Annotated in this window: 13 protein-coding genes and 2 pseudogenes; 4 read left to right on the top strand and 11 right to left on the bottom strand. The window is 73.0% G+C overall.

All coding sequences use genetic code 11. From position 1 onward, the window contains the following. Positions 1-8 precede the first annotated feature (8 nt). Positions 9-497 (top strand): GNAT family N-acetyltransferase, encoded by a 489-nt coding sequence (locus ACFZB9_RS35695; RefSeq protein WP_391454173.1) that lies wholly within the window; start codon positions 9-11, stop codon positions 495-497. On the opposite strand, the gene ACFZB9_RS35690 is transcribed toward ACFZB9_RS35695, so the two are convergent. Further along, positions 484-954: a hypothetical protein gene (locus tag ACFZB9_RS35690; protein ID WP_391454172.1), complete on the bottom strand. Its 471-nt coding sequence runs from the start codon at positions 952-954 to the stop codon at positions 484-486. The genes ACFZB9_RS35695 and ACFZB9_RS35690 overlap by 14 nt on opposite strands. Then, positions 941-1,525, bottom strand: a complete 585-nt coding sequence (locus ACFZB9_RS35685; protein ID WP_391454171.1) for a hypothetical protein — start codon at positions 1,523-1,525, stop codon at positions 941-943. Before ACFZB9_RS35685 ends, ACFZB9_RS35690 begins: the two co-directional genes overlap by 14 nt. Before the next feature lie 261 nt (positions 1,526-1,786). Here ACFZB9_RS35685 and ACFZB9_RS35680 point away from each other — a divergent pair, with 261 nt between their 5' ends. Together ACFZB9_RS35680 and ACFZB9_RS35675 are read left to right on the top strand one after the other, a co-directional pair. After that, positions 1,787-2,245: a cold-shock protein gene (locus ACFZB9_RS35680; RefSeq protein WP_391454169.1), complete on the top strand. Its 459-nt coding sequence runs from the start codon at positions 1,787-1,789 to the stop codon at positions 2,243-2,245. 279 nt (positions 2,246-2,524) lie between these two features. Then, positions 2,525-3,898 (top strand): DUF2079 domain-containing protein, encoded by a 1,374-nt coding sequence (locus tag ACFZB9_RS35675; RefSeq protein ID WP_391454167.1) that lies wholly within the window; start codon positions 2,525-2,527, stop codon positions 3,896-3,898. A 29-nt stretch (positions 3,899-3,927) separates the two neighbouring features. Here ACFZB9_RS35675 and ACFZB9_RS35670 read toward each other — a convergent pair whose 3' ends face one another. Next, the gene (locus ACFZB9_RS35670; protein WP_391454165.1) at positions 3,928-4,974 is read right to left on the bottom strand and encodes a glycosyltransferase; all 1,047 of its coding nucleotides are present in this window, start codon (positions 4,972-4,974) and stop codon (positions 3,928-3,930) included. A 261-nt stretch (positions 4,975-5,235) separates the two neighbouring features. Here ACFZB9_RS35670 and ACFZB9_RS35665 point away from each other — a divergent pair, with 261 nt between their 5' ends. Next, on the top strand, positions 5,236-6,495 hold the full coding sequence (locus ACFZB9_RS35665; RefSeq protein ID WP_391454163.1) for a hypothetical protein: 1,260 nt from the start codon (positions 5,236-5,238) through the stop codon (positions 6,493-6,495). Positions 6,496-6,557: 62 nt separating this feature from the next. Here the strand turns inward: ACFZB9_RS35665 and ACFZB9_RS35660 are convergent, their stop codons facing one another. From ACFZB9_RS35660 to ACFZB9_RS35625, 8 genes and pseudogenes are all read right to left on the bottom strand, one after another. Further along, positions 6,558-7,394: a PaaX family transcriptional regulator C-terminal domain-containing protein gene (locus tag ACFZB9_RS35660; protein WP_391454161.1), complete on the bottom strand. Its 837-nt coding sequence runs from the start codon at positions 7,392-7,394 to the stop codon at positions 6,558-6,560. A gap of 32 nt (positions 7,395-7,426) precedes the next feature. Further along, positions 7,427-8,209, bottom strand: coding sequence for an Asp/Glu racemase (locus ACFZB9_RS35655; protein WP_391454201.1), 783 nt, complete (start codon positions 8,207-8,209; stop codon positions 7,427-7,429). A gap of 101 nt (positions 8,210-8,310) precedes the next feature. Next, entirely contained in the window at positions 8,311-9,255 is a 945-nt protein-coding gene (locus ACFZB9_RS35650) for a fumarylacetoacetate hydrolase family protein (RefSeq protein WP_391454159.1), read from the bottom strand. Between the two features lie 40 nt (positions 9,256-9,295). After that, positions 9,296-10,429 carry a cupin domain-containing protein gene (locus ACFZB9_RS35645; RefSeq protein WP_391454158.1) on the bottom strand — a complete coding sequence of 378 codons (1,134 nt, stop codon included), beginning with the start codon at positions 10,427-10,429 and terminating at the stop codon, positions 9,296-9,298. Continuing rightward, positions 10,426-11,448, bottom strand: coding sequence for a carbon-nitrogen hydrolase family protein (locus ACFZB9_RS35640; protein ID WP_391454157.1), 1,023 nt, complete (start codon positions 11,446-11,448; stop codon positions 10,426-10,428). Before ACFZB9_RS35640 ends, ACFZB9_RS35645 begins: the two co-directional genes overlap by 4 nt. A gap of 13 nt (positions 11,449-11,461) precedes the next feature. Beyond that, positions 11,462-13,807, bottom strand: a complete 2,346-nt coding sequence (locus ACFZB9_RS35635; RefSeq protein WP_391454155.1) for an FAD-dependent monooxygenase — start codon at positions 13,805-13,807, stop codon at positions 11,462-11,464. A 91-nt stretch (positions 13,808-13,898) separates the two neighbouring features. Next, positions 13,899-14,270 (bottom strand): annotated as a pseudogene (locus tag ACFZB9_RS35630) (acyl-CoA thioesterase); the annotation flags it as partial. Positions 14,271-14,348: 78 nt separating this feature from the next. After that, a pseudogene (locus ACFZB9_RS35625) lies at positions 14,349-15,971 on the bottom strand (AMP-binding protein); the annotation flags it as partial. Positions 15,972-16,217: the final 246 nt, after the last annotated feature.

Below are 16,217 nucleotides of genomic sequence, written 5' to 3'. Positions count from 1 at the left end.
TGGCCACCATGGTGACCTTGGAACGACTGCGCGCAGACCACCAGGACGCCCTGCTGGAGTTCGAGCGGGTCAACCGCGCCTACTTCGCGCGATCCGTGTCCGACCGTGGGGACGCGTTCTTCGCCGGGTTCGCCGCCCGTCTGGGTGCGCTGCTCGCCGAGCAGGACGACGGTCTGTGCCACTTCCACGTGGTCGTGGACGACCACGGTCACCTGGTCGGCCGGGTGAACCTCGTCGACGTGCGGGACGGCGTCGCCGAACTCGGCTACCGGATCGGCGAGTGCGCCGCGGGCCGGGGCGTGGCCACCGCCGCGGTCCGCGAGGTGTGCCGCCTGGCCGCCGCGGCGTACGGGCTCCGGGCGCTCACGGCGAGGAGCACCTGCGACAACCCGGCGTCGATGGCCGTACTCACCCGCACGGGATTCACCGTCGTGGGCGACACCAGCATCAACGGGCGCCCCGCCGTGCGCTATCGGCGGCCGCTCACGGGCGAGTAGGGTCTGTCCGGCCGACACCCGGGTGGCTGGTCCGGCGCCGGTGACGGAGCAGCAGGAAGCCCCCCAGGGCGGTCACCGCCGCGACCGCCTCGGCGACGGCGGAGAGGGTCTTCTCGGTGAACCAGATCGGCTCGTACATGTTCGGGAACGGCCCGAACGCTCCGACGTCGACATAGCGGTAGACCAGCACCGCGGCGATGCCGGCCAGGGCGACCAGGAAGGCGAACGCCCAGACCAGCAGGCGGCGGCCGGTCACGATCAGCAGCAGGGCGGCGAGCGCGGCGGCGGCTGCCTCGATCCGGAACAGGGTGCCCTGGCTGATGCTCGCCGTCACCGAGTCGTAGGTGGCGGCGAGGTCGGCGTGGACGTAGGCGTCCACGCCGAGCGCTGCGGCGGTCACCAACCGCAGCGCCCAGAGCACCAGGTCCGCCGCGACCCGGCGGCTAGTAGCCGCCACCGCTGGTTGCCGTGCTGGTGGCGCTCGCGGTGCTGGTGGCGGTGCCGGTGGCACTCGCACTGCTGCTCGCCGTGGCGCTGCCGCTGGGCGAGGCCGAGGTGCTGCCGCCGCCGGCACCGACCTGGATGTGCGTGTCCATCCCGAGCGACTTGTGCGCGTCGATCGGGCACCACAGCTCGTAACTGCCGCCCTGCAGCGTGACCGTCAGCTGCGCCGAACTGCCCGGCGACAGCGTCGGGGTCTGCGCCTGGGTCAGGCCCGGCCCCGAGATGGCCAGCGCGTGCTGCACGGTGCCGTGGTTCTCCGCCGTGAAGGTGTAGGTCCCCGGGGCGAACTGGGTCTGCGAGAGCGTCAGCGAATACTCCTTCTCGCTGACCGTGACGTTCGTCCCCACCGGCGAGGTACTGGCACTGCCGCTGGTGCTCGCGCTCGGGCTGACACTCGCACTGGCACTGGCACTTGTGCTCGCGCTGCTGCTGGGCGTGCTGGTCGCCTTGGTGCTCTTGCTGCTCGAACACGCGGTCGCGGCGAGCAGCACCCCGAGGGTGAGCACGGCCGCACGGGTTGCCACGGATCCGACTGTGCGGTGATGCATGAGTCTGATCTCCCTTCCAGGGGGCAGCCTGACGTACCGGCGGCGCGAGGACGGGGAGCGACGGAGACGGCCTTGCGGGATCCACCCGTTCGGACCCGTCCCGGCGCCATGGCGCACCCGCCCGCGGCCTCGCCGCCCCGGCACGGAAAATCGGCACTCGCCACGGACACCGGGGCCGTACTAATCTTCGGTCCAGGTTCTTCGGGCAAGGGGCCCGACGGTGTCTGGGGGTTGGTCGTGGTTGCTGGTCGTGTGGTGCGGTTCGACAGTGCTCGGGGCTATGGGTTCATCGCTCCGGAAAGTGGCGGGGAGGACGTCTTCCTGCATGTGAACGACATGTTGATTCCCGAGTCCTACGTGCACTCGGGTCTGACGGTGGAATTCGAGATCGAGGACGGCGACCGCGGCCTGAAGGCCTCCCGGGTCCGTCTTCCGCTGGGCCCCGACGGCAGTCCGGTGACGCCTCCGCCGGCGCCCCTGCCGGGCACCCGCTCGCACGCCCTCGCCCCGAATTCCCTCGCTCCGAAGCCGGACGGCGAGGACTCGCTGTGCGATGTACTCAGCACGGAGGAGTTCCTGCAGGAGGTGACCGAGGCCCTGCTGACCACGGCGCCCTCGCTGACCGGCGAGCAGATCCTGCAGATCCGCCGCGGCCTGCTGCAGTTCGGCAAGAGCCACGGCTGGGCCGAGGGCTGACCCTCACCCGACGGCTGCGCGCCGCCGCCCGTGGCGGGCCTTCCGCCGGGGTGGCGGCGCCAGAGCCAATCGGATGATTCTGCACCGCCGGGAATTGACGCTCGATCAAGTCCGGAATCCTGCTGGCATCTTGATGGAATCGGCGTCCCCTTTCCGGAAGGTGTGGTCATGCAGGCAGCCCCCATCGGCAGCGCCATTCGCCAACCCTGGTCACCCGGCCCCGGAAGGCGGGCGCGCGCGGATTCGGTCGATGGCGGCCGCCCGCGGATCAGCGGGTGGATGTGGGCCCTGGCGGGGGCGCTGTTCCTCGGCTACGCGGCCGTCTCGCTGCGGATCCATCAGCGGATCCTGTCCAACAGTTATGACCTGGGCATCTTCGAACAGGTCGTCCGCTCCTACGCGCACGGACATCTGCCGGTCTCCGAACTGAAGGCACCGGACTTCCCGGTACTGGGGGACCACTTCTCCCCCGTGCTCGCGCTGCTCGCGCCGTTCTACCGGCTCTGGCCGACGGCGCGGACCCTGCTGGTGGCGCAGGCGGCGCTGATCGCCGTCAGCGTGCTGCCGCTGACCGCCTGGGCCCGGCGGGCGCTGGGGGGCGGGGCTGCGGTGGCGATCGGGCTCTGTTACGGGCTGTCCTGGGGGATCGCGAGCGCGGTCGGCTTCGACTTCCACGAAGTGGCCTTCGCCGTCCCGCTGCTGACCTGCTCGCTGGCCGCGCTCGGCAGCGGGCGCTCGCGGGCCGCGGCGTGCTGGGCCCTGCCCCTGCTGCTGGTGAAGGAGGACCTGGGCCTGACCGTGCTCGCGATCGGCCTGGTCATCGCCGCGCGCGGCGAGCGCAGGCTCGGGCTCGCCACTGCCGCGGCCGGCCTGGCCGGGGCACTGCTGGCGATCCTGGTGGCGCTGCCGGCCTTCAACCCGGGTGGCTCCTTCGCCTACTGGTCCTTCCTGGACGCCCCGGGCGGTGGCGGCGGCCCGGCACAGCTGCTCTACCGGAGCACGATCGGCCTGGTCACCCCCGAGGCGAAGGCGACGACGCTGCTGCTGGTGCTGGCCCCGACGCTCTTCCTGGCCCTGCGCTCCCCGCTGCTGTGGATCGCGCTGCCGACGCTGCTGTGGCGCTTCGCCTCGAACGACTCGGTCCACTGGGGCACCGGCTACCACTACTCGCTGGTGCTGATGCCGATCGTCTTCGCGGCCTTCGTCGACGCGCTGGCCACCCGCGACCTGACCGCGCGCAGTCTGCGCCGCCACCTCGCGGGCACCGTCGCCGTCACCCTGCTGCTCCTGCCGCAGTACCCACTGTGGCAGCTGGTCCAGTCGGCCACCTGGCGCACGGATCCGCGGGTCGCCGAGGCCCACCGGCTGATGGACCGGATCCCCGACAACGCCACCGTGCAGGCCTCCACCCTGCTGGTGCCCCAGCTGACCAACCGCACCAGTGTCAGCCTCTACGGCTGGCCGCAGAGCCGCCCCGATCCGGCGTGGATCATCGTGGACACCTGGACTCCGTACTACAAGCGCTGGCCGCTGACGGTCGACCAGGAGAAGGCCGCCCTGGCCTGGGACGTCGAGCACGGCTACCTCACCGTCGCCGCCCAGGACGGCTTCGTGCTGCTCGGCAGAGCGGGGACCGGGGGCAAGCCGGCCTAGGGCCGCTGCTCGGTCGGCCCAGGGCCGGCTCAGTCGGCCGATGCCAGCCGCGCGGCGAACTCGCGGTTGGCCAGGGTCTGTTCACGGTAGACGGCGGGCAGGTCGGCGAGGGCGAGCAGGCGGTCACAGGCCGCCAGCGAGCTCTGTGGGTCGCCGACCCAGTAGCTGGTGATGGAGTACTCGAAGAGCAGCCCCCACTGGTACACCCAGGGCTGGGTGAACAGCCAGTCGCGCGGCATGCCGCCGTCGAGGCCGGCCCGGGCGAACGCGTGCGCCGCCTGGTAGCGGCCCGACTTGCGCAGCCGGGAGGAGAGTTCGTAGCAGGCTTCGAGGCGCTGCGGCCGGCTCTCCCAGGCCTGGAGCAGCGCGTCCATCGCGGCCGGCCAGTCGCCGAGTTCGGCGGTCAGCACGCCGACCTGGAGCAGCGCGTAGTAGACCTCCTCCGCCCAGCCCCCCATCCCCGCCCGGCGCCGGTACAGCTCGACGGCCGCCTCGGTGTCACCGAGGTCGCGCAGGGTCTGCGCCAGGTAGAAGACGGTGCGGGTGTTGCCGGGATCGCGTGCGAGATCGGCCCGCAGCAGGCGGGCGTCCCGCTCGAACTTGTCGGCCCGCGAGCCGCCGTCGGCGAAGTGCTCGATGACCAGTGCGTCCAGGTCGGCCGCCCGGTCCTGCCGATCGGAGGTCAGGTACTCGTGCGTGGCACCCTCGTAACGCCAGTTCACCGTGCCCTTGACCAGCCGCTTGATCCGGTACTCCAGGTCGGCGGCGTGCCGCAGCAGATAGGAGTCGGCGGTCAGGTGCGGCAGCTCGCCCTCCTGCCGCACCACCATGTCGGCGTCGATGAGCAGCAGGTAGTCGGCCTTGCCGTGGGCCCGCCGGATGTTCCGGGTGCGGTTGTGCCCGAAGTCCACCCAGGGATCCTGGTGCAGCTCGCCGGGCACACCCGCGAGCGCACGGTGGATCAGCTCCTGCGTGCCGTCGGTCGATCCGGTGTCGGAGATGACCCAGGTGTCCACCAGGCCACGGACCGAGGCGAGGCAGCGCTCGATGACCTTCGCCTCGTCCTTGACGATCATGCAGAGGCAGATGGTGGGCCCCGGCCCACCGCCGACTCTCTCGGAACGGGAATCCTCGTGTTGCGCCACAGCTGCAGATAGTAGGCCGGGGGTGCCGCCGAGCCGGGTTGCCACACAGCGGGCCGAACGTGTGGCAGTTGTGGGCTGCCCCGGTGACTTTGCGGAGCGGTCGTACATGGATTCGAGCCATGGTGTCGATCATCCGACAGTACGCGCGGGCCGCTCCGGTCCGCGCGATCTGCCGACATCAGGAGGTCAGGCGTGCCCGCAGCACAACCAAGGGACCTGCGTCCGGGGCTCACCAGCCGCCGGAAACAACTCGCCGGGAGCGCGGCCCTGCTCATCACGGCCGTCGTGGCGACCAGCGGCACCGCCTTCGCGGGCGGGGCTCCGCGGGGCCACGAGGGGAATCACTGCCCGCCGATGGAGTACGCGGCGCAGCGTGTCATGCACAGCCACGAGTCCTTGATCCACTCCACCGACGGCATGCTGCCGCACCGCCCCGGCCGGACCGCGCTGCGCGACGGTGGCGGGGACGGGAGCGGGGACGGCACCGCCGGTACGGACAGCGGCACCGCGCAGAACGGCGGCGACGGCGGCGGGGGCGGCGGACACCACGGGCACGGCGACGAAGGGTGCCCGGGCCCGACCGGACCCACCGGGCCGACGGGACCGCAGGGCGACACCGGGCCGACCGGGCCCCAGGGCGACACCGGCGTCACCGGGCCGACGGGACCGACCGGGCCCCAAGGGGACACCGGCGTCACCGGGCCGACGGGACCAACTGGAGCAATGGGCGCCACGGGCGCGACCGGGCCCACCGGACCGCAGGGGGCCACCGGCGCGACAGGGCCCACCGGGCCCCAGGGGAGCACCGGTGCGACCGGGCCCACCGGACCGCAGGGGAGCACCGGTGCGACCGGGCCCACCGGACCGCAGGGGAACACCGGCGCAACCGGGCCCACCGGACCGCAGGGGAACACCGGCGCAACCGGACCCACCGGACCGACCGGGCCCCAGGGGAACACCGGCGCAACCGGACCCACCGGACCGCAGGGGGCGACCGGCGCAACCGGCGCGACCGGCCCCTGCATGGCCCTGGACACCGTCGTCCACGGCGACTACCTCTACACCGGCGTGGTCACGGGCAGCCCCGGTCACATCGATGTCGGCAGCCAGAAGGTCAGCCCGACCCCCGGCACCGCCACCTTCACCAGTCCCCCGGCGCTGCCCGGCACCAGCCCCGCCTGCGGCGTCGCGGTGGCGGACCACGGCAACGACATCCTGGTGGAGGCGCTGACCACCGACGGCACGCTCTACCAGACCGAGTGCTCCTTCGCGACCGGTTCCGGCCCGGTCAGCTGCACGATCGCGTGGACGCAGGTCACCAACCAGCCGATGGGACCGGAGCAGGGCGCCGCCCCGCCGGTGGGCAACGCCCAGCCGCACCACCCGACCGCCGCGCAGGCGGTGCGGTCGGTCAAGGTGGCCTGGGAGTCGTTCGTCCGCCGGCTGTCCTGAGCCGCGCATCCCGATCCGATCCGGCCCGGTGAACCGGCCACTCCCGTCCGGGGGCGGCCGGTTCACCGGGCCGGGTGCTGCTCCAGTCCGGTCACCTTGACGACATGACGCAGGCTCGGCTCCGCGAGCAGGTCGTGGAGTTCGACGAAGACGCGCCTGGCCTGCACGGCGTTCCAGTCGGCGGGCAGCAGTTCGGTCGGCAGGCCGGGGTCCAGGTAGGGCAGCCGCCGCCATTCGGTGAGCATGGGGACGTACGCGCGAAAGGCCGTCACCTCGTCGGGCCGCGGACCGCGGGCCAGCTCCTCCTTGAGCGGCCGGTAGCTGTCGGTGAACGCCGTGTACTGGGACTCGATGGCCGGCAGGTCCCACCAGGAGCTCACCGCGTCGCGCAGCTCGGCGAAGCCGGCGTAGTCGGAGGTGAACAGGTGGACGTAGGCGCTCAGTTCCAGGCGCTCCAGCAGTCGCCGGGCGTCCGGCAGCAGGCGGGCGGGGGCCAGCCAGACGCCGGGTGCGGCGTTGCCGAAGCCGAGCCAGCTGAGCCGTGAGCGGAGCTGGTGGCGGTGGGCCCGCTCGGATTCGGGGACGGAGAAGACCGCGACGACCCAGCCGTCCTTGAGGGCGGCGGGTTCGAGGCTGTGGAAGATCCGGCGGTCGCCCTCGTCGAACACCGGGCCCAGCTGCGGGCCGAGGCGGTATCCGGTGCCTTCGCGCCGCTCCTGGAGGAGCGTCTCGGCCTTCTTCAGGCGGGAGATCGCCGAGCGGACGGCCGGGCCGTCCACGTCCAGCTCGGCCATCAGCGCGATCAGGTCGGCGATGGAGATCCAGCCGCCGAGCCGGCGGACGAACTCACCGTAGATCGTGTGGATCAGGGCGCTGGGCCGGGTCGCGGTCTCCGACATGGTCGCCTTCCTCACGGGGATACCCGCGATGATCATACCGATCCGGCGCTCCCCTCCACCGGGCTCCCGTCCGCCGCGCTTGCCTCCACCGGGCTCCCGTCCATGGGGCTCTCGGCATAGGCGCCCGAGAGCAGGTGTCCGGCCCCGGGGGCGACGGCCGGCAGGCCGAGGGAGCGCAGCAGCTGGTGGACAGTGCAGATGGAGGCGGAGACCACCGGCTTGCCGAGCCGCTGCTCGGCCTCCTCGATGGCGGCCAGCGAGGGCATCTGCACACAGGCGGAGAGCACCACGGCATCGGCGTGCGCGTAGTCGAGCCCGCGCGCGATGACCGGCAGCTTGGCCGGGTCGTGGGCGGCCACGTCCAGGTTGCCCGGGATCTCCAGCGCCTCGTAGTCGAGCACCTCGATGCCTTCGTGGGTGAGGTAGTCCACCACGGTCCGGGTGAGCGGGCGCAGGTAGGGGGCGACCAGGGCGATCTTCCGGGCGCCCATCGTGTGCAGCCCGTTGACCAGGGCGCCGGCGCTGGTGACGACGGGGGCGGGCGCGCCGTTCTCGACGGTCCGGGCGTGCAGGCGGTCCTGGGAGACGCGGTGGTATCCGGTGCCCATGCTCATGATGGCGACCAGGCAGGCGTAGCCGATGACGTCCACGGCCGCGTCGGAGAGTTCGAGGGCGCAGCGGTCGGAGTCCGCGTCCATCGCCCTGAGCTGCTCGGGGGTGACGCGGGTCATCCGCATCCGGCTGGAGTGGAAGGTGAAGCGCTCCGGTGCGATACCCTCGCGGGCCCGCAGGATCGCGGGGACCTCGGTCTCCATGGTGACGTTGGAGCTCGGCACGATCTGGCCGATCCGGAAGGTGCGCGGGGTCGGCGGGGTCAGGGGCAGGGTCACGGGCGGGCTCCTTGTCGGGGGCGGCGTCAGCGGGCGTCCAGGACCGGGTTGGCGAGGGTGCCGATGTGCTGGATGGTGGCCTCCACCAGGTCGCCCGGCTGGAGGAACTGCGGGGGGACCAGGCCGGCGCCGACGCCGGAGGGTGAGCCGGTGGCGATGACGTCGCCGGGTTCGAGGGTCATGCCGCAGGAGATGTCGGCGATCAGCCGCGGGATCCGGAAGAGCATGTGGCGGGTGTTGGAGTGCTGCTTGGTCTCGCCGTTGACCTTGAGGCCGAGTTCGAGATCGTGCGGGTCGGCGATCTCGTCCGCGGTCAGCACGGCGGGGCCGAAGGGGGCGTAGGAGTCCTGGCCCTTGGAGAAGAACCACTGGCCGGAGCGGCGCTGGTCGCGGGCGCTGATGTCGTTGATGATGCTGTAGCCGAACACGTGCTGCCAGGCGTCCTGTTCGGCCACCCGGAACGCCTTGCGGCCGATGACGACGGCGAGTTCGCACTCCCAGTCGAGCTGCTCGGTCAGGTCGGCGTTGTGCAGGATCGGCTGCCCGGGACCGGTGATCGCGGTGGCGGGCTTGGAGAACAGCACGGGGCGGTCGGGCAGTTCGCGGTCGGTGTCCAGGGTGCGGCTGGACTCGGCGACGTGCTCGACGTAGTTGAGTCCGACGCCGACGACCTTGCCGGGGCGCAGCGGGGCCCACAGCTTGACCGCATCGAGCGCGTGCACGGCGGCGGGCGGCAGGCCGGTGGCCTCGGCGGCGGTGAGCAGGGCCCGCGCCGCGTCCAGCGCCGGCTGCCCGGCCTGGACGAGCGCGAGCAGGTCGCCGGGCAGCTCGGTGCCGGCGGCCGCGGCCAGCGTGGCGAGGTCGGCCACGCGGTCGCCGAGCTGGGCGCCCAGGTACCGGGCGGGCTCGCCGGCCTCGTTCGGGTCGCGGGCGTCGCGGGCGTCGTTCGGTGAGTAGCTGACCAGGCGCATCGATGGCTCCTTGCGGGAGGACGGCGGGGCGGTGGGGCGGTTACTTGTCGCTGTCCTGGACGACCGGTTGGTGGCCGCCGTGCTCGGTGTAGGCCTCCTCCCGGGAGAAGGTCAGCGAGTCCATGACCGGGAAGTCGTTGAAGGAGAACAGGCAGGCGTCCTCGGACCGGTCGAGGTTCGCGTGCTCGTGCCAGGCCCAGGACGGCACGCAGAAGATGTCGCCCTGCTGCCAGTCGAAGCGGCGCCCGGCGATCACCGAGTAGCCCCGCCCCTTGGCGGCCGTGTAGACCACCGAGCCGGTGTGGCGGTGGGCGGCGGTGGCCTGGCCCGGTCGCAGCAGCTGGAGGTGGGCGCCCATGGTGGGCATCACCGGGCCGCCGGTGAGCGGGTTGGCGTAGGCCATGATGACGCCGTCGTACGGGGAGCCCTCGCTCGCCTTGGCGAGGTCGAGCAGGGCCTGGTAGCTCGGCTCCCAGGGGTAGCCGAAGACCGGGGAGTACGGGCGGGTCCACTTCTCCATGCCGTACGGCAGCAGGTTGCCGCTGTAGCTGAGCAGGGAGGAGTTGACGACCTTTCCGGGCCGCTGGTACAGCTCCGGGTGGACCTCGTAGAAGCCCGCGTCCAGGGCGTTGACCAAGGGGATGTCCAGGCCGTCCTGCCAGACGACCGGCGCCTCGTCGGACTCGTTGCCGTGCTCGTGCCAGCTGCCGTTCGGCGTGATGGCGAAGTCGCGGGGGCCGACCCGCAGCTTCTGGCCGTCCACGACGGTCCAGGCACCGATGCCCTCGTGGACGAAGCGCAGCGCGGCGGCCTGGTGACGGTGCGCGGTCATCGCCTCGCCGGGGCCCATGATCTGCAGGCCGGTGTAGAGCAGGCCGACGGCGGCGCTGACGTCCCGGCGGCCGGGGTTGACCAGCATGACCACGCGTCGCCCGGCGTCGTCGGCCTTGACCAGCGGCAGGGCGCGGTGGACCAGCGGGCGCAGCTCGGCGTAGCGCCAGAGCACCGGCACCGACTTGGGCTGCGGGTACCAGGGTTCGATCTCGTTGGCGACCGTCCACAGGGCGCCGGCCTCAAGCTTGGCCAACTCCTCGTAGTAGGCCAGCAGTTCGGGGCTGTCCGAGACCCGGGCCCGGCCGATCCGGCGGTCGTCGTAGCTGTCGTGACTGGTCACGTGTCCTCCCGCTCAGCAAGGGGTGCGGTGGGTTCAGGGGTGGGCCGGTCCGCCTCGGGGGCGGTGAAGACCAGCGGGCCGCGGGGGCGGTCGTCGAACTGGAGCCGGAAGACGTCGAAGCGGTTGTAGTGCCCGATGATGTCGTGCATCTGCTTGGGCTGGATGCACCGGCCGAGGTCGATCTCGGCGTACACGATGCCCTCCTCGTCGACCAGCGGCTCGGTGACCGGGCGGCCGTCCGGGCCGAAGATCCCGGACAGCGCGCTGCGCTTGCGGGCCAGTTGCTTGCGCACGCCCTCGTCCTCGCCGGCGATCAGGTCCACCATCTCGGGCGAGATGGTGGAGCAGGAGACCACCGAGAAGACCTTGCCCTCGAAGCTGTGGGCGGCGGTGCGCAGCGCGATGGCGTCCGCCATGTCGTAGTCCTCGGGGGCCACCGGGAGCGCGATGTAGCTTGCGGCGTGCACGAGTTCGCCCTGGGCCAGCAGGGCGAACCGGGCCAGCGTGTTGGTGTTCTCGCCGCAGGCCAGGACGCCGAGCGGGCCGATCGCGGTCCGGTGCACCCGCAGTGAGCTGCCGTCGCCGCCGGTCCAGGTCAGCTTCTCGGCCCAGGTCGGCACCAACTTGCGGTGCACGCCCAGAAGTTCGCCGTCGGCGCCGATGGTCAGCAGGGTGTTGTAGAGCACCCCGAGGCTGTGCGCGCCGCGCTCGTTGACGCCGACCACCAGCACCACGCCGGCCCGGCGGGCGGCGGCGCGCAGGGTCTCCACCTCGGGGCCGGGGACGTCGATGGCCGCGCGGTAGAGGCGTTCGTACCAGGGCGAGCCCTGGACCGGGTTCATGGTCCAGTTCCAGTAGGGGTAGCCGGGGACGAACACCTCCGGCAGCACGACCAGTTCGGCGCCGTTGCCGGCCGCCTCCTGGATCAGCGCGACGGCCTTGTCGACGGTGGCGGCGGCGTCCAGGTAGACCGGGGCGGCCTGGACGGCGGCGGCGGTGAAGCGGGGCAGATGGAGCATCGGTTCTCTTCTCCTAGGCCTGGTGCGGCCAGCGCCGGTGGACGGGCGCCGCGGGCGCGCGCAGCAGTTCGAGGCGGGGCGGCACCCGGTCGGCGCGCGGGCCCGGGGGCTTGCGGCTGCCGGGCTGCCAGGGCCGGGGCCAGTGCACCCCGGGGCCGGTGTACCCCTGCTCGGCGGCCGCGTGCAGGGTCCAGAGCGGGTCGTAGAGGTGGGCCCGGCCGACCGCGACCAGGTCGGCGCGCCCGGCCAGCAGGATCGAGTTGACGTCGTCGTAGGTGGAGATGGCGCCGACCGCGATGGTCGGCACCCCGGTGGCGTTGCGGATCAGGTCGGCGAACGGGGTCTGGTAGCTGCGGCCGTACGGCGGGCGCTGGTCGGCCACCACCTCACCGGTGGAGACGTCGACGGTGTCCGCGCCGCCCGCGGCCAGCGCCCGGCAGATCGCGACCGCCTCGGCCTCGGTGGTGCCACCCGGCGCCCAGTCGGCGGCCGAGATCCGCACCACGATCGGTTTGCCGGCGGGCCAGGCGGCGCGCACCGCGGCCAGCACCTCCAGCGGCAGGCGCAGTCGGTTGTCCAGCGGGCCGCCGTAGCGGTCGGTGCGGTGGTTGGTGAGCGGCGACAGGAACCCGGAGAGCAGCTGGCCGTGGCCGAACTGCAGCTCCAGCGCGTCGAATCCGGCCCGCTCGGCGCGGGCCGCCGCCTGGGCGAAGTCCGCGGTGACAGCGGCGAGTTCCGCCTCGCTCGCCTCGTGCGGTGCCGGGTGTCCCGGGCCCCAGGCGAGCGGGGAGGCCGCCAGGGTCGGCCAGCCCCGCTCCCCCAGCGGCAGCCCGATGCCGTCCGGGCCGGGTGGCGCGGTGGCGCCGCGGCGCCCGGCGTGAGTGAGCTGGATGCCCAGCGGGGTGTCACTGACCTCGCGCACGGCCCGCACGAGGGCGCGCCAGGCCGCCTCCTGCTCGTCCGTCCACAGCCCCGGGCAGCCGGTGGTGGCCCGGCCCTGCGGGGCGACGGCGGTCATCCCGGCGAAGACCAGGCCGGCGCCGCCGAGGGCGTGCGCCGCGAGCTGGGCCTGCTCGAAGGCGCCGGGGTGGCCGTCGGTGGCCGTGTAGGTGGCGATCGGCGGGACCACCACGCGGTTGCGCAACGCGAGTTGGCCCAGTTTCAGCGGCTGGAACATCGGCGGCACCGCGCCACTCCCGGCCTCCGGCCCCTGCGCCTGGCTGACGGCGGCCACGAAGGCGGCGTCCCGTTCGCGCAGGTTCTGGTAGGTGACCCGGCGGCTGCGGGTGAGCAGGTTGAAGGCGAACTGGTCGATCTGCTGACCGGCGTAGCGGCCTATGCTCTCGAACCACTCCAGGCTGGCCTGGGCGGCCCGCTGGGTCGACTCCACCACCGGCCGGCGCTCGGCCTCGTAGGCGGCCAACGCCTCGGCCACGGTGGCGTGTTCGTGCAGGCCGGCGGCGAGCGCGAGGGCGTCCTCCATGGCCAGCTTGGTGCCCGAGCCGATCGAGAAGTGGGCGCTGTGCGCGGCGTCCCCGAGCAGCACCACGTTCTCGTGCCGCCAGGAGGCGTTGTGCACGGTCTCGAAGCGGATCCACCGGGAGGCGTTCGGGATCAGCCGGTGGCCGCCGAGGTGCTCGGCCAGCAGCTCCTCGCAGCGCCGCACGCTCGCCTCGTCGCTCTCGCCGCGCGCCGGCTCCCCAGCGGCCAGGTCCGCGAAGCCGGCCCGCCGCCAAGCCTGTTCGGCGATCTCCACGATGAAGGTGGAGCGGTGCGCGCTGTAGGGGTAGGCGTGCACCGCCAGGACGCCGAAGTCCCGCCGCGTCACGATGAAGGTGAACGCCTCGAAGACCTTGTCGGTGGCGAGCCACATGTAGCGGCTGTGCCGCTCGTCCAGCTGTGGGCCGAAGCTGGTGGCATAGGCCTCGCGGGTGGCCGAGCGGATGCCGTCGGCGGCGACCACCAGGTCGTGGTCGGCCCGCAGCTGCTCGACCGGCGGCGCCTGGGTGCCGTAGCGCACGTCCACGCCCAGCTCCGCGCAGCGCTGTTGCAGGATCTCCCGCAGCCGGTTGCGGTCCAGCGCGGCGAAGCCGTGGCCGCCGGAGGTGCGCACCTGGCCCCGGAAGTGGACGTCGATGTCGCTCCAGCGGGCGAACTCGGCGGACATCGCGGCGAAGACGCCGGGGTCGGCCTGGGCGATGCCCTCCAGGGTCTCGTCGGAGAAGACGACGCCGAAGCCGAAGGCCTCCTCGCGGGCGTTGCGCTCCCAGACCGTGATCTCCCAGTCGGCGGAGAGCTGCTTGGCCAGGGCCGCGAAGTAGAGCCCGCCCGGCCCGCCTCCGATGACTGCTACCCGCACGACGACCTCCAGTGGTCCGGCGATTCCAAGGTATTGCGGTAATTCCACGACCGTCAAGAGCACGCGATATGCGCGCCCGCACCCGGCGGGCTCACCGGTAGGTCTCCGGCTCCTGCGCGCCGGCCCCCGACAGCGCCTGCCGGACCTCCTCGGGCCACGGCACGCTGCCCTTGGCGTGGGCCGCCGAGTGCACCACCGCCAGCCGCCCGCCGGCGGCCAGGCCCTGCGGTCCGTGCACCTCGAAGGCGTAGTGCAGCGAGGAGTTGCCCACCTTCGCCACCTTGAACTCGACCCGGACGGTGTCGCCGAACCAGAGCCGCTCCCGGTAGTCCGCCTCGAAGTGGACCCGCGGAATGCTGCCGAACAGCGCGGCCAGGCCGAGCCGGCGCAGCAGCACCGCCTCCGCCGCCTCCACCCAGCGCTGGACGGCGGAGAAGTGGTAGTGGCCCGCCGCATCGGTGTCCGACCACTCCACCCGGCGCTCGACCACCACGCTCGCCGGCACCGGCTGCCCGGCGGCCTCCACCGCCGCCGTCGGCTCGGGCGCGCCGGCCCGGGCCCAGCGCCGCAGTTCGGCCCGGTGCACCTTGCCGCTGGAATTGCGGGGCAGCGCCGGGACGAACTCCACCGCGCGCGGGTACTTGTAGGGCGCGATGCTCCGCTTGACGAAGTCCTGCAGCTCTCTGGCCGTCTCGGGGCCGGCCACCGCTCCCTCGCGCAGCACCACGAAGGCCTTGACGATCGTGCCGCGCCGCTCGTCGGGCGCGCCGGCCACCGCGCAGTCCGCGACCTGCGGATGCTCGATCAGCGCCTGCTCGACCTCGGGGCCCGCGATGTTGTAGCCGGCCGACACGATCATGTCGTCGCTGCGCGCCTGGTACCAGAAGTAGCCGTCCCGGTCCCGGACATAGGTGTCGCCGGTGATGTTCCAGCCGTCGCGCACGTAGTCGGCCTGCCGCTCGTCGTCCAGGTAGCGGCAGCCGGTCGGGCCCTTCACCGCCAGCAGTCCGGGCTGCCCGTCCGGCACCGGCTCGCCGGCCCGGTCCAGCACGGCGGCGCGGAATCCCGGCACCGGCCGGCCGGTGGCGCCCGGGCGGATCTCACCGTCGGCGGCCGAGATGAACACGTGCAGCATCTCGGTGGCGCCGATGCCGTCGATCAGCTTGATGCCGGTGGCCCGGTGGAAGGCCTCCCAGAGCGCGGCGGGCAGGAACTCGCCGGCGGAGACGCAGCGGCGCACGGCCGCCAGGCGGTCGGCGAGCCCGGCGAGAAGGATCGCCCGGTAGGCGGTCGGGGCGGTGAACAGCACGGTGGCGCCGTGCCGCGCCACCTGCTCGGCCAGTTGCTCGGCGCCCGGCTGCTCCAGCAGCAGGGTGGCGGCACCGACCCGCAGCGGGAAGACCACCAGGCCGCCCAGGCCGAAGGTGAAGGCCAGCGGCGGCGTGCCGGCGAACAGGTCGTCCGCCGTGGGCCGCAGCACATGGCGGGAGAAGGTGTCGGCGTTGGCCAGCACGTCCCGGTGGAAGTGCAGGGTGGCCTTCGGCCGTCCGGTGGTACCGGAGGTGAAGGCGATCAGCGCCACGTCGTCGGCCGCGGTCGGCACCGCGGTGAAGACCCCCTCCTTGGCCGCGCAGCGCGCCGACAGGTCCTGCGGCCCGGTGCCGCCGTAGCCGAGCGTCACCAGGCCCGGCGTCTGCGCGGCGGCCAGCTCCGCCAGGAAGCGGTGGTCACAGAGGGCGACCCGCGGGGCGCTGATCGCGTGCAGGGCGGAGAGCTCGTGCGCCCGCAGCAGCGGCACGGTGCTGACGGCCACCGCCCCGGCCTTCAGCACGCCCAGCCAACAGGCCACCAGCCAGGGGTTGTTGGGGCCGCGCAGCAGGACCCGGTTGCCGGGCACCACGCCGAGGTCCTCGGTCAGCACCTGGGCGATCTGGTCGACGCGGCGCCGCAGCTCCCCGTAACTCCACTCCTCGGTCGGCGTGAGCAGGCAGCGCCGGTGGGCGCCGAACGCCTCGATGGTGTCGTCGAGCAGCGCCTGCGCGCAGTTCAGCCGCTCGGGATAGTCCAACTCCGGTAGCTCGAAGAGAAGTTCCGGCCACTGCTCGGCCGGTGGGAGCCGGTCACGGCAGAACGTGTCCACATGGGCAGAGGGGGAGAGCTCCATCGGCGGCACCTCAATCGGCTCAGCAGGGAGTGAGGCCAGTATGCCGCTCTTGTGACGACAGTCAAGAGATCGGTATATCCGAGCTGGTCAGCCGCCACCCGGCCTCGGCCGGACGCGAAAGGGCCGTGGGGGGGGGGGGGGGGGGGGGGGGGGCGGCCCCCCCCGCCCCCGGCCCGCCCGCGGGGGGGGGGGGGGGCCGGCGGCGGCCGGGGGCCGCGCCCCGGGCGGGGGGGGGGGGGCCGCGCG

Origin of the sequence: Kitasatospora sp. NPDC008050 (assembly GCF_042957465.1) — a bacterium.
Lineage (GTDB): Bacteria > Actinomycetota > Actinomycetes > Streptomycetales > Streptomycetaceae > Kitasatospora.
This window is presented reverse-complemented; position numbering and strand designations above follow the sequence as displayed.

What these genes read in the sequence shown, in the direction of transcription:
- ACFZB9_RS35650 (WP_391454159.1), bottom strand. Translation starts at nt 9,255, where the DNA reads ATGCGCCTGGTCAGCTACTCACCGAACGACGCCCGCGACGCCCGCGAC.
- ACFZB9_RS35655 (WP_391454201.1), bottom strand. Translation starts at nt 8,209, where the DNA reads ATGGAGACCGAGGTCCCCGCGATCCTGCGGGCCCGCGAGGGTATCGCA.
- ACFZB9_RS35670 (WP_391454165.1), bottom strand. Translation starts at nt 4,974, where the DNA reads ATGATCGTCAAGGACGAGGCGAAGGTCATCGAGCGCTGCCTCGCCTCG.
- ACFZB9_RS35695 (WP_391454173.1), top strand. Translation starts at nt 9, where the DNA reads ATGGTGACCTTGGAACGACTGCGCGCAGACCACCAGGACGCCCTGCTG.
- ACFZB9_RS35640 (WP_391454157.1), bottom strand. Translation starts at nt 11,448, where the DNA reads ATGCTCCATCTGCCCCGCTTCACCGCCGCCGCCGTCCAGGCCGCCCCG.
- ACFZB9_RS35675 (WP_391454167.1), top strand. Translation starts at nt 2,525, where the DNA reads ATGTGGGCCCTGGCGGGGGCGCTGTTCCTCGGCTACGCGGCCGTCTCG.
- ACFZB9_RS35660 (WP_391454161.1), bottom strand. Translation starts at nt 7,394, where the DNA reads ATGTCGGAGACCGCGACCCGGCCCAGCGCCCTGATCCACACGATCTAC.